Origin of the sequence: Aurantimonas sp. C2-5-R2 (assembly GCF_036549495.1) — a bacterium.
GTDB classification, from domain to species: domain Bacteria; phylum Pseudomonadota; class Alphaproteobacteria; order Rhizobiales; family Rhizobiaceae; genus Aurantimonas; species Aurantimonas coralicida_A.
The window spans coordinates 1-12,171 of the sequence record NZ_JAZHLJ010000090.1 but is presented as its reverse complement, the minus strand read 5'-3'; the positions used below and the strand labels follow the sequence as shown (position 1 = coordinate 12,171).

Below are 12,171 nucleotides of genomic sequence, written 5' to 3'. Positions count from 1 at the left end.
GCTTTTGAGACGCGTTGCGGTCGGCGATGATCGCCTCCAGCCGCTGGCGATCTCCGTTTCCAAGGGTAATCGATATTCCATCGCGCATACGTCAGTTTCGCACGCGCCAGCCCAGTGGGGAATCCCCAGAAGGACTCTTCCGTCTCGGCTAATCCACTAGCTATGCGTTTTTAGCGCCTGTCATCTTTCTAACTGCGCATAAAGGGGATCACCGACTTTGGAGATAAGTTTGGAACAGTTCGGGACTCAAAAAATTCTAGGATTGCTGCAGCACACAGATTAGGCGAGAATAGGTCTCGCAAGTTCGTCAAAGCTTTCAATCATAGCCTCAAAGAAATCAACCGCCTCGTCTAAATCCGACTGCTCAACAGCGGTGCTCAAATCACCATGCACCAAGGTATTTCGTAAGCGGACTAATTCATGAAGCTTCTCTTTCGCTAGTTTGGCTGCGGACGCTTGGCGTATTTCGCCAATTACTTTCTTAATCGCGGCGCTTCGGCCGACACCTGGATTGAACGGTTCTGGAAGACCGAGCTTTTCGAATAGCGTTTCCAGTCGATCAGGCGTCGCATTTCCCATCATCAATGTGAACACCTCGGGCATGATCGAAAATTCGTGGGAGTTGGAAAAGCACTGTCCCAATGCATTGGTCAGGCGATCAAAGTTGAACTTCTGGCCAGCGACCGCTCCAGTCTTTACGTGCTGTAGGATTTGGCTGGACAGGTGAATATGCTGGAGACGAAATTTTTCAGGCAACTCGGAATAGGTCGTGACCCTCGAGACTTTGTGTTCTGCGACGATCGAGGAGAGGTCACGCACGTACGCCTCGAATATCGAATTGGCCTGGACAAAAAGACCGCGGTAGAGAGCTGCTGGTGGGGTGGCTTTGAGCTTTACGGCTTCCCTGAGACGTGCCTTCACGGCCGTATCGTAACCAAACGCCCCCATGAGGTCACCATTTCGTCCAATGATGATTTCAGAGAAAAACTGCCGTACTGCAGCAGTCTGGCGAAGCTCCGCTAGATATGAAAATGCGCGATCCTTCGCGCTATCAAGCTGCGTCATTTGCGATAACGTCTTGAATTGCGCCTTGCACCTTAGAGGCCGTTTCGAAACCCTGCCAAGACCAGCCTCCATGGTTCACCCGGGACGCCCAAACCCGCGGAAATCGGGTATCATGTCATTGCGGAGCGACCATCCGAGGGGCCTTTGAACCCGCCGCAGTGAGTTTCGAAACGGACTCTTAGCAATCCGATCTTTGATCGTGGCGGCCGTGTTGCCGCGACCAACCATCAACTCGTACGTGTCGCTATCCGGTCGCGCCAAATTCATAACCGCTTCCTTTATCGCGGGAGCGGCAGCTCGAATTTCATCGGCGCGATCGAGGAGCCTGAGAAGCGAGATTATCTGCGCATCATAAAGTGGCTTTGACAGCTTGCCCTTGCGCTCACCATCGCCGGGCAAGCGGAAGGCGTCCTCTCCGAAAACCTCGTGGGCAAGGGTTAACGTATCACGAAACTGCCTCTTCGCTGTTTCGATCTCATTTTCCTTCATATTTCGATTGGACTTCATGGTGGAGTCTAGCATCGAGCGAACTGAGCCAGAGATCTTCTCGCCTTCCTGAAATGCAAAGAACCTAAGAACGATTTCAACATCAGTCATTCGCTTATATAGTACATTATTCTTTAGTTCGTCCGTAACGCTTTCATCGGCAAGCGTGTTGTCTTTGTGATCAGGTATACTCCAGGCGTCAGTGAACTTTTTTTCCTTTGAAAGAAAAATTATCATGTCATTGAACGGGCCGGAGTAAAGAGAGTTCCGCAACTCTTGTGCATTCAGGCGTTTCCCGCCCGTATTTAGTCTCTCGAAGACCTGAGCTCTAAGTTCAATGCTGTTATCGTCTCTTCCCGAGGTGTCGGACATCAACGTGATCGCGGAGATCTTAGCGCGCTCTAAGAGTCCGTTTCGAAACTCACTGCGGCGGGTTCAAAGGCCCCTCGGATGGTCGCTCCGCAATGACATGATACCCGATTTCCGCGGGTTTGGGCGTCCCGGGTGAACCATGGAGGCTGGTCTTGGCAGGGTTTCGAAACGGCCTCTAAACCTCGGCGTACAAGTGGCGGCAGCTGTGCGTAGGTGCGACCATTCAGGGCAGCCCATATCTTGAGCCCCTCCAGCTCGAAGCTCCCAGCCCAGAACTCGGAAATCGCATTCAGGCGCTGCTGGCCATCCATGACCTCGAATTTTCCCAGTGTCTTTTCGTAAAGAAAAATCGGCGGGACGGGGATATTCATAATAAAGCTCTCTATGAGCTTACTCTTTTTTTTGTTATCCCACCGAAGACGGCGCTGGTATTCTGGTTTCAGGTTGGTCCATACACGATTTTCGCCGGAACCTCTGATGAAGTCGAGAACATGTGACAGGAAGATGTCGTTCTTCTCTTGCACGACCCTAAGGCGCCCGAATTCAAAGTGCTTTTCAATCTCCTTGTCAGAAGCGCCAGCCGGTATGGCCATATTGCCTACATCAAGCCCCTCGTCATCGTCCTGCAGGCCTTCGATTTCCGCCATTGTTCTCGATCTTCTCTGTTTTTTACGTGGTTTCTAGTGCGCCATGACTTCAATTGAATATGGAAATGAGAGCTATGATGCTGCTCCCAGTGAGCGTACAACTAAGGCCTTCGTGGTTAAGGTGCAAATCGACGTGTTCGAAATTAGGGCACGCCACGGCGTCGCCCCCCATCCCCCCATCCCCCCACTCACCCGCCGCGGCCCTTCTTGCCGCCGCGCTGGCGTTCGAAGGTGTGGGCGCCGCATTGCGGGCAGCCGGCCTCCTTCAGCGCCTCGATGGTGGTGACAGCCTGATCCGCGCCGACCGGAACCAGCGCGGCGCAGGCCTTGCAGCGATAGCGGCGAAGGCGCGGGCGGATTTCGCCGGTATAGATCGCGCCGTCGAAGCGCTGGCCGGCGAGCGGCGAGGCGGTGCGGCTTGTGGTCTCCAACTCGATCAGCTGCCCGACGGAGCCGAGGATCGACGCGCCGCCATAGCGGTTGAAGGACGGGCGCATGCGCAAGACCGCCAAGCCGAGCTCGGTCAGCCGCGCCTGCAGATCGAGCCGGTCGTCGGGGGAAAGATCGGCATAGGATAAGAACACCGGCAGGCCGGGGCCGGCCGCCAGCGCCTCAATGCCGCGCGCGACGAACAGCGCCATGCCGGGCAGCGTATAGGGCGGGTCGGTCGCCATCACGTCGAAGCCGCCTTGCAGCGCCTCCGGCATCGGTTCGCGCATGTCGTGGGCGATCCGCTCGAAGGGAAAGTCGATGCGCGCGGCGCCGCGCTCCAGATGGGCAAGGCGCTCGGGGTCGATCTCCAGCACGGTCAACCGGCGCGGCGCCGCGGAGAGCGCGCGGGCGACGATGCCGATGGCGATCGACAGGGAATCGTCGTCGCCGATCAGCAGAATGCGCCGGCCGGCGAGGGCGCCCGCCTGGTGCATGGCGAAGGCGCGCCGCAGCGCCGTCTCGGCGGTGCAGGGGGCCTGGTCGAGGGTGACGTCGACCTTCGGCCCGTCGGCGAGATGGGTTTCCATCGCCGGCAGCAGCGGCGCGAGGACGGGATCGAGCGTGTCGCCGGCATCGTCCGCCGGGCGGGCGCGCGGGGGCCGGGCCGGACTGCCGGGCGCGGCGGGTTCGGGTTGCGGCGCTTCGAGGCCGAGTTCGTCGCGGGCGAAGGCGCGGCCCGTCGCGGACAGGGCGACGCCCTGGCCGCGCTCGAGAAGCTTCAGGGTTTCCAGCTCGCGGCGGATGGCGCTGACCACGGGCAGCGGCATTCGCACCAGCCGCGCCAGATCGCGCAGCGCCAGCGGGCCGTCGCTTGCTACGATCCGTAGGACCGTCGCGATGCCCTCGCGGCCTTCGCGCAAGCTCGTCGCCTTGGCGACATCGGCGAGGACGTCGGCGGCGGGCGGTGAGGGATCGGCGCGGGGGTGATCGTCAGCGGTCATGGGGCCATAGAGCCGAGCGCGGCGTTTCTGTCCATCGTTGCGACGTGTCTCCCTGTGCCGCAATGGCGGAAAACCCGCTCCGCCGCGCCGTTTTCGCCCGCGATGAGAACCGCGTGCCGGCCGCACAGCGCGATCTGCGGACCGCGCAGCCGGGTCCGGAAAACCCGCAGCGCCGAGAGCTTGGCGGCGAGGGCCGGCGCGCCGATCACTTGGAGCGCCGGGGCAAAGCCGGCGGGCGCGGCCGGGCCGGGCATGTTCGCCGCCGCATAGGGCAGATCCTCGTAGAATTGCACGCCGGCCGGATCGAGCGCGCAGTCGGTGAGGAGGTCCCCCATGGCGAGCCGGACGAGGAGATGGTCGAGATGGCCGCCGATGCCGGCCGGGGCGAACAGCCGGACATCGCCCGTCGCCGGCTCCGGCGAAACGAGGTCCAGAATGCGCGCCGCGAGATCGACGATCTCCCGGCGGAACCGCGCCTCAGCCCGGACGCTTGCCTCCGTCCAGCCGAGCGTGCGGGCGAGTGGCAGGCGGTGGCGGTCTTGCGCGCCGGGGAGGCCGCAATCGCGGCTTTCATAGCCGAGGATGCGCCCGGCTAGCCGGTCCTCGTCCCTGGCGAGCGCGGCAAGCGCGGCGGCCGGCGCCCGCAGCCCGCTCTGATAGGCCTGGTCGGAGAAGATGTTGCAGACGATGCGGCGCCGTCCGTCGCTGCGCTCGTATGCGAGCGTGCCGCCGAGCGATAGCGCCGCGTCGTCCACATGCGGTGACAGGATGAGATCGACCCCGGCGCTGCAATCCGCTTCGACCGGTGGCGGCAGCACGATGGCGAGGCCGCTTCGGACGAGACCGGCAAGGGTGCGCTCCGCGCCGGCCTCTGTGTCGGGCAGCGCGTCGAGCGGTGTTTCGACCGCGAGCTTCGCGGCGAATGCCGTCCTGTCGGGATTTAGCCGCACCATCCGGCCCCCGACGGTTCGCACGCCGTCGGGGGCCGGCGAAAAATGCGGCAGCAGCAGCGCCGTCGCGCCGGGCGGGCTCGGCGCCGCGGCGTCGGTGCCGGTCATTTGATCCCGGCCGGTACGGGGTCATCCGGCAAGCGGGCGTTCGGCTGGCGGTGCTCGGCGGACGGGCAAGCGATCCGCCTCGCCTTGCCCGAGACCACCGCCGCTGCGAGCGCCGCGCGGTCCGGCTTGCCGGCGGCGGTGCGGGGAAAGCGCTTGAGCGTCGCGATCGCTTGCGGCATCGCCCCGCCCCGCTCGGCGACCGCCGCCGCTAGCCGGCCGGGCGCGATCCCGTTGCCCTCGCAAACCAGGGCCAGATAGTCGCGGTCGGGCGCCGAGGGGGCCTGGAGAACGAGGGCGACCGCGTCGCTGACCCCCGGCACGACCCGGGCAGCGCTGATCAGGCAATCGGCCTCGATCGTTTGGCCATTGACCTTTAACCGGGCGTCGCGCCGGCCGAGCAGGCGGATCGTCCCGTCCGGCAGGCGGCGGGCGTTGTCGCCGCTCCGCCAGATGGAAAGCGGCCGCTCCGTGTCGGCGAGGACCGCGTGGCCGAGGTCGAGGACGAGTTCGGCAGTCTCGCCGCCGGACGGGCTGAGGATACGAACGTCGTCGAAAGGCCGGCCGATGACGCCTTCGGGCAGCGCCGCCGGGTCTCCGAATGTCGCGCCGGTTTCGCTGCAGCCGTAATTGCGGCCGAGCGGGCAGCCGAACATCGCCGCGAAATTCGCCGACAGGGCATCGGAGACGGGGCCGGCCCCGGCAATCGCCAGCCGCAACGCGGGAGCGGCTGGCACGTCGCTCCGGCGGGCGGCCGCGACGAGTAGTCGCGCCATCGGGGCGGTGAGGATGACGACAGCGTAGCAACCGGCGAGGAGCGCGCGCGCCAGCCGGCGGGCGTTGAACACCGACGGAACACGGATGATCGCACCCGACGCGACGAGCCCCAGCAGAGCGCCGAAGCCGAAGGAATGGCCGATCGGCGCGGCGACGAGCGCGCGTTCGCCCGCCTGGAATCCGTAGCGGGCGCGGTAGCGCGCCGCCTCGTCGAGGAGGCTCGCGACGCTGCGCGGCGCAAGCTTCGGCGAACCGGTCGAGCCCGAGGTCAGATGGATGATGGCGGCCGGGTCGGCGCCCTCGGCGCGGGCGCGTGCCGAGGCGTGTTCGCCAAGCCGCGACGGCCCTTCGCCGTCCCATCGCCAGTCGGTCTGGTCCGTAAATGTGGCGCTCGCCGAATTTGCACCGGTGGGCGCAACCAGCGGGATGGCCCCGACATCCCAGAGGCCGAGGATCTTCGACAAGAGCGACAGGCCGGTGTCTTCGGCCAGAAGCACCGTGGCGCCAGGTTCCAGCCGGTGCCCGCGCGCGTCCGTCGCTGCGAATGCCGCGGCCATCGCGCGTGTCGCCGCGGCCTGAAAGCTTGGGAAATCGAACGCCGAGCCGCCATCCTCCTCAAAACGGGTCTCGCTGAAAACGTCCGACAATTCCATGAAGCCGGCCTCGGGGCGACCCATCGGGGGTTACGCCGGAACGGCGGATTGGGCGGGCGCGACGCTTGCCGGTGCTCCAGTTCTCAGCGAGGCGATCGCCGCCGCGATGTCGGCGAGCAGCGCTTCATCGCCGAGCAATAGCGTATGGGAAAACCAGATGACCGAACCGGCTGCCACGTCGGCGACCGGTGTCTGCAGGGCGGCATAGTCCGGCGGCGAACCGGCGATGCCGGCAAGTTTCCCGAGCGCGCCGGGCGCGAACATTTCGGTTCGGTGTACAGGCGGGAAGCAACGGAAGGCCGGAATTCCCATCGCCCGCAATTCGGCCGACAGCGCGCCCGCGTCGCGGCCGCCGAAATCGGCCGACTCGAACCAGGCCAGCACCATGTAGCGGCCGTGTCGCTCGACGAAGGGGCGGGTCGCCAGCGGTCGAAGCCCCGCCTCGGCGAGCCGCGCCTCGAAGAACGGCGCCATCAGGTCGCGCCGCGCCATTTCGTCCGGCAGGCGGCGAAGCTGGCCGAGGAGCAGGGCGGCCTGGAACTCGGTCAGCCGCATGTTGGTGGCCGGCATCATATGCCGATAGTCCGTGTCGCCCTTCGGCCGGCCGCAGGAATGCAGCGCGAAGCTTTTGGCCGCGATGTCGGCGCGGTTGGTGACCAGCGCGCCGCCTTCGCCGCAGGTCATCAGCTTGCCGGACTGGAAGCTGACGATCGCCGCGTCGCCGATCGCGCCGAGCGCCTGACCGAAGGCGCGGGCGCCATGGGCATGGGCTGCGTCCTCGACGACCGACAGGCCGTGGCGGCGGGCGATCGCCATGATCTCGAGCATTTCCGCCGCCTGACCGGCCATATGCACCGGCACGATGGCGCGGGTGCGCGGCCCGATCGCCGCTTCGATCAGCGCCACGTCGATATTGAGCGTGTCCGGCTCGACATCGACGGGAATCGGCCAGGCGCCGAGTCTGAGGACCGCTGAGGCCGTGGCGATAAAGGTCGTGGCCGGCACGATGACCTCGTCGCCGGCGCCGATTCCGAGGGCGGCGAGCGCGAGTTCCAGCGCCGCCGTGCCATGGGAGACGGCGCGGACATGGCCCACACCCAGAAACTCGGCGAAAGCCGTCTCGAATCGGTCGCCGACATCGCCATTGCCGCGCCACCAGCGCCGCGACCGCAGCACATCGATCATCGCGGCTTCGTCCGCTTCCTCGAAGCGGGGCCAGGCCGGAATGCGGGAGGCGAAATCGGCGTGCATCGATACCTCGAATGTAACTTTAAGTAGTATTATGGAGGTAACTGCGCGCGTCAAGCGAGTGATCGAAATGCCGCGCGGGCGGCGCCGATGAGCGCGGCATCGACGCCGTGTGGATGCCGGACCGGTGGCGGCAATCCGCCGCTGGTGGTGAACCGTTTGGCGCAGAGATCGAACAAGGGCGACAGGCCGAGGCCGCCGCAAATGGTGAGCCTGTGTGGATCGAACACCCGGGCGAGGATCGCCAATGCCTCGGCGACAGCATCGGCCGCGGGGTCCAGAACCGGATCGCGGATCGATGCTGGAAGCGCGAAGATGTCGAAGGCTTCCGCATCCGACTTGCCCAGCATGCGGCGCAAGGCCCGGCCGGACGCCGCGGCCTGCAGGCAGCCGACCTCGCCGCAGGCGCAGACGAGACCGCTGGCGGCGGGAACCTTGATATGCCCGACCGCCATCGCCGCGCCGCTTCGGCCGGTCAGGAGGCGGCTGTCGACAACCGCGCCACCGCCGATCCCGGTGCCGATCGCGATGGCGACCGTGGTCTCGCGCGCCGTGTCCGGCGTGCCCATCGGATGCGCGGCGAGGGCGGCGGCCGCCGCGTCGTCGAGGATGCGAATGTCGATTCGGCCCAGAAGATCGGGGGGAAGGATCGCCTCGCCCTCATAAGCTGGACGGTTCGGCCAGCGGACCACCCGACCCGCCGCGTCGCAATGGGGCGCCGCCGCGACGGCGACGCGCTCCGGCCGCCCGGCCACTTCCCATGCGTCGGCGATCGTGCGGGCACAGTCCGTCGCCCGAGGCGGTGTCGGGATCGTGCCGATCCGACGGCGGATATCGTCGTTCGGGCCGACCAGCGCCGCCCGCAAAAACGTCCCGCCAAGGTCGACGGCGAGGAGTGCGCTCATCGAAGCGCCGTTTCGATCGCATCGCCGAGTCTGGCTGCAAAGGCGAGGTCTGGTTCCTCTCGCCATCCGGCGGCGGCGCGGTGGTGAAATACGTCGAGCATTGCCACGAAACCCTCCACATGAAGAGCCGGCCCGGGCGTGAATTCGTCGATCTCCGGCCCCTTGCCGCGTCGCCGCAGGGTGACGCGCTGATGCGGGGTCCGGCGCTCGGTCGAGAAACCGAACAGGCCGTGGAGCCGGCAGGCGCCGTCGTCGCCGATTGCGTCGAGCCGAACCACGTCGCCCGGCGTGTCGTCGAGCCAGCGAACCGAGAGATGAACGACGCAGTCTGCAACGCGCAACTCCGCCTCGAACCGGGCGGCGACGCCGGTGGCGCTTGGCATGACCTCTAGCGCTGTCCCGTCGTACCACGCCGCGGGCGCGGTGTGTCCCGTACGGGATTGGCGCGCGAAACGAATGTCCAGCCCGTCGGTACGCCAGCCAAGCGCGGCGCCGGCCAGATCGACAAGGTGTGAGCCGAGATCGGCGAAGACGCCGGTCCAGCCGGGCGAGTCCGCTAGGTGCCAGGCGGTCGCCGGAACGCCGCGATGGCGATGCCAGGTCAGATCGAGCCGCCGGAGCGGGCCGATCGTTGCTGCGCCCTCCAGCCAACGGCGGACGTCGGGGCGGTGACGGCAGGCGACTCCGGCGGCGAGCGCCGCCCCGCCGCGACGGCCGGCGGCTGTCAGGCGCGCCCGGTCGGCGGTGCCACGCAGCACCGGCTTTTCGACCAGGCAGGCGAGGCCGGCCGAGAGAAACGCTTCCGTGTCGTCGACATGGCAAGGGTTCGGCGAAGCGACGACGATGGCCTCGACCGGCGCCGCCAACAGATCCTCGCGCGTCGACACCACCATGGCCTCGGGAAACAGGTCTTGGGCCGTCGCTCGCGCCGCCGGGGCGGGCTCGAGGACGACCGCGACGACGATCCGACCGCCAAGGGCTTCCAGGGCCGGCCGGTAGCAGTTGCGAACCACCCAGCCGGCGCCGCAGAAACCCATTCGAAGAGGAGCAGGCGGGCTCACGGGGCCGCCCGCGCTGCTTCGGGCCGCCCCGCCATCTCCGCCATGACCTCCTGGATGTCGGACAGTTCGCCCTTGGCGAAGACCTGACGGCGAAACATCTCGAATAGTACAAAATCCGATTTATCGTCGAAGAGACCGCCGAATTCGGAGGATTGGAGAGCGCGATCGGGGATGGCGCGCTCACACAGTCCGCGAAACCGGGTGAGGTGACCGCGTGCGGCCTCCGGCATCATCAGCTTCGGCCGTGTGACGATGGCGCGGGCGCGCTCGCCGTAGCGGTGGGCCGCGAAGCGGCGCAGGATCGCCTTGCCGGACGCGCCCGGCGGGCCAACGACCACCGAGGGCGGCAGGGCTTCCAGCAGTTGCCCGAGATCGTCATCGAGATAGGGAACCCGCATTTCGACCGAGGCGGCCATGGAGAGTCGGTCGACCGGCTGCAGATGGCCGCGCTCCAGCGGATCGGCGCGATCGTGGGCAAGAAGGGCATCGCGCAGGATGCCGGTGGTTGCCGCCGCACGCAGCGCCTCGATCCGGGTGAACACGCCTTCGCGCGGCGTCAGCTCGGCCCGGCGCACGCGCCGCAACGCCGTCTCGATGGCAGCGAGCGATCGTTCCGGTGTCCGATAAGCCGCATAACCCCCCATGAGTTCGTCGGCGCCCTCGCCATTCAGGCAGCAGCGGGCGGTCAGGCCGATCCGATGGCAAAGCAGCGCGAAGAGCGGCCCGGCGGCGAGATCGGGTTGTTCCACGGCGCGGAGCGTCGCCGGGATCGCCGCCAGAAACGCGTCGAACGACACAGCGAGGAATTCATGCTCGGCGCCGAGCGATCGGGCAAGCCTTTCGGCGGCGACCGCATCCGGATGATCCGCATTCTCGGCAACGGTGAAGGTCCGTGGCGGGCGACCGGCCTGCTCCGCCACGACCAGTGCCAGCACGGCCGAGTCCAGTCCGCCGGACAGGCTGACGACGATCTCCGTGTCGGCGACGCAATGCCGGCGAACCGCCGCGATCAGAGCGGCTTCGAAGCGTTCGTCCGCTTGCGCTTCCCTTACCCTTGCCGCCGGGGTTGCCGTGGCGGCCCGTGCCGAACCGGCAAAGGTCCGCTGCGGTCCGGTGCGGACGCGGTCCTGCCAGGTCACCGCCATCATGTGACCCGGACGCAGTTCGGTGATGGTCTCGAAGAAGGTGGCGCCGTCGACCGGCGTTCCGAGGACAGCGAAATCAGCAAGGGTTGTCAGGTCGAGGCTTGGCGGCTGCGGCAGGACGACGGCGATCGCTTTCGCCTCGGAGGCGAAGAGGAAGCGGTCGTTGCGCGCGTCGCAATGGAAGGCGAGTGGTTTGATGCCGTGTCGGTCGCGAAGCAGCAGCAGGCGATCGGGAAATCTCACGGCGATCGCGAACATGCCGGTGAGCCGATCCGCCGCGGCCTCGCCCCAGGCGACGAAGGCGGCGAGCACGACTTCCGTGTCGCAACGGCCGCGGAAGCGATGGCCGCGCCGGCTCAGCTCCTCGCGGAGTTCGGCCGCGTTGGTGATTTCGCCGTTGAAGACGACGGCGGTGCCGCTTTCGGGGTCCCGCATCGGCTGCGCGCCATGTTCGGCATCGACGATGGCCAAGCGCGCGGCACCGATCGCGACCCTCCCGTGCACGAATTGGCGGCACGCGTCGGGGCCGCGATGGCGCATCGCCACCAGCAGTTCACGGCAGTCCGGCGCGTCGGCGAAGGAGATGCACCCCGCGATCGCGCACATGCCGGGTTAGCCCGTTCGCCGGCAGGCGGCGATCGCCGCCGCGACCTCGCCGAGCGCGGCGCCATAGCCGGATCCGCCGGGATGCTCGCCCATCCGCCGCGCATGAAGCGCGGGCAGGCGATGAAACGGCAATGCCGGGTAACGGTGATGCTCGAGATGGTAATTGTCGTAATTGACCAGATAGCTCCACAGCGCCGGCGCGCGATAGGAGCGGGTGTTTTCCGTCAGATCGCGGGACGTCGGATCGCGGCCGAGATGCTCCGGCGCGGTCATCAGGAAGTGCAGCGGCGGCGCGATGAGGAAGGCCGGGACGAGCCATCCGAAGACGAGGAGGCGCGGCGCGAGAATGCCGCCGGTGACGATAAGCCCGACGGCGAGCGCGGCGAGCGCCAGATGCTCGGTCCGCGCCCGGGCGAGCGATTTGGCGCCGAACGGACCAGTGCAGCCGCCCCGCGCCAGCATGAACGTCGCGTGCAGGAACGCCGGCAGGCGAGCGGGATCGAAGATATGGAGGAGGATGGCGCGCCGGTTGGTGAAATCCCGGCAGCTTCGATCGAAGACGTCGGCTGGCGTGCCGACATGGCGGTGGTGATGGAGATGGCGGACACGGGTGTCGGTGAAGCTTGCAAGCTTGCCTATCCGGTTGTTACCCACGCCCACTAAATGTGGGGTGCGCCCATTCCCCGGAGTAAAGCCCGTCAAAGGTCGGCGCAGCTGC

Annotated in this window: 11 protein-coding genes; all 11 read right to left on the bottom strand. The window is 66.4% G+C overall.

The annotated features are described in order from the left end of the window. Positions 1 to 279 precede the first annotated feature (279 nt). Complete coding sequence (locus VQ044_RS21495; RefSeq protein WP_327649495.1) at positions 280 to 1,065, bottom strand: MAE_28990/MAE_18760 family HEPN-like nuclease; 786 nt, start codon at positions 1,063 to 1,065, stop codon at positions 280 to 282. Positions 1,066 to 1,140: 75 nt separating this feature from the next. After that, positions 1,141 to 1,923 carry a hypothetical protein gene (locus VQ044_RS21490; RefSeq protein ID WP_327649496.1) on the bottom strand — a complete coding sequence of 261 codons (783 nt, stop codon included), beginning with the start codon at positions 1,921 to 1,923 and terminating at the stop codon, positions 1,141 to 1,143. A gap of 29 nt (positions 1,924 to 1,952) precedes the next feature. After that, complete coding sequence (locus VQ044_RS21485; RefSeq protein WP_327649498.1) at positions 1,953 to 2,570, bottom strand: DUF262 domain-containing protein; 618 nt, start codon at positions 2,568 to 2,570, stop codon at positions 1,953 to 1,955. Between the two features lie 188 nt (positions 2,571 to 2,758). Continuing rightward, the gene (locus VQ044_RS21480) at positions 2,759 to 4,003 is read right to left on the bottom strand and encodes a bis-aminopropyl spermidine synthase family protein (protein ID WP_331827762.1); all 1,245 of its coding nucleotides are present in this window, start codon (positions 4,001 to 4,003) and stop codon (positions 2,759 to 2,761) included. Further along, positions 4,000 to 5,061: a PIG-L family deacetylase gene (locus tag VQ044_RS21475; protein ID WP_327649501.1), complete on the bottom strand. Its 1,062-nt coding sequence runs from the start codon at positions 5,059 to 5,061 to the stop codon at positions 4,000 to 4,002. The genes VQ044_RS21480 and VQ044_RS21475 overlap by 4 nt, the downstream gene beginning before the upstream one ends. Then, the gene (locus tag VQ044_RS21470) at positions 5,058 to 6,512 is read right to left on the bottom strand and encodes an AMP-binding protein (protein ID WP_327649502.1); all 1,455 of its coding nucleotides are present in this window, start codon (positions 6,510 to 6,512) and stop codon (positions 5,058 to 5,060) included. Before VQ044_RS21470 ends, VQ044_RS21475 begins: the two co-directional genes overlap by 4 nt. A gap of 6 nt (positions 6,513 to 6,518) precedes the next feature. After that, on the bottom strand, positions 6,519 to 7,739 hold the full coding sequence (locus VQ044_RS21465; RefSeq protein WP_327649504.1) for a DegT/DnrJ/EryC1/StrS family aminotransferase: 1,221 nt from the start codon (positions 7,737 to 7,739) through the stop codon (positions 6,519 to 6,521). 50 nt (positions 7,740 to 7,789) lie between these two features. After that, positions 7,790 to 8,641, bottom strand: coding sequence for an ROK family protein (locus VQ044_RS21460; RefSeq protein WP_327649505.1), 852 nt, complete (start codon positions 8,639 to 8,641; stop codon positions 7,790 to 7,792). Further along, positions 8,638 to 9,702, bottom strand: a complete 1,065-nt coding sequence (locus VQ044_RS21455; protein ID WP_327649506.1) for a Gfo/Idh/MocA family protein — start codon at positions 9,700 to 9,702, stop codon at positions 8,638 to 8,640. The genes VQ044_RS21460 and VQ044_RS21455 overlap by 4 nt, the downstream gene beginning before the upstream one ends. Further along, positions 9,699 to 11,453, bottom strand: a complete 1,755-nt coding sequence (gene asnB / locus VQ044_RS21450) for an asparagine synthase (glutamine-hydrolyzing) (protein ID WP_327649507.1) — start codon at positions 11,451 to 11,453, stop codon at positions 9,699 to 9,701. The genes VQ044_RS21455 and asnB overlap by 4 nt, the downstream gene beginning before the upstream one ends. Positions 11,454 to 11,459: 6 nt before the next feature. Beyond that, entirely contained in the window at positions 11,460 to 12,107 is a 648-nt protein-coding gene (locus VQ044_RS21445; RefSeq protein ID WP_327651269.1) for a fatty acid desaturase family protein, read from the bottom strand. Positions 12,108 to 12,171 lie beyond the last annotated feature (64 nt).

Bases quoted from the DNA above. Each gene is read 5' to 3' on its own strand.
- VQ044_RS21460 (WP_327649505.1), bottom strand. From the start codon at position 8,641: ATGAGCGCACTCCTCGCCGTCGACCTTGGCGGGACGTTTTTGCGGGCG.
- VQ044_RS21475 (WP_327649501.1), bottom strand. From the start codon at position 5,061: ATGACCGGCACCGACGCCGCGGCGCCGAGCCCGCCCGGCGCGACGGCG.
- VQ044_RS21490 (WP_327649496.1), bottom strand. From the start codon at position 1,923: ATGTCCGACACCTCGGGAAGAGACGATAACAGCATTGAACTTAGAGCT.
- VQ044_RS21470 (WP_327649502.1), bottom strand. From the start codon at position 6,512: ATGGGTCGCCCCGAGGCCGGCTTCATGGAATTGTCGGACGTTTTCAGC.
- VQ044_RS21485 (WP_327649498.1), bottom strand. From the start codon at position 2,570: ATGGCGGAAATCGAAGGCCTGCAGGACGATGACGAGGGGCTTGATGTA.
- asnB (WP_327649507.1), bottom strand. From the start codon at position 11,453: ATGTGCGCGATCGCGGGGTGCATCTCCTTCGCCGACGCGCCGGACTGC.
- VQ044_RS21495 (WP_327649495.1), bottom strand. From the start codon at position 1,065: ATGACGCAGCTTGATAGCGCGAAGGATCGCGCATTTTCATATCTAGCG.
- VQ044_RS21480 (WP_331827762.1), bottom strand. From the start codon at position 4,003: ATGACCGCTGACGATCACCCCCGCGCCGATCCCTCACCGCCCGCCGCC.
- VQ044_RS21465 (WP_327649504.1), bottom strand. From the start codon at position 7,739: ATGCACGCCGATTTCGCCTCCCGCATTCCGGCCTGGCCCCGCTTCGAG.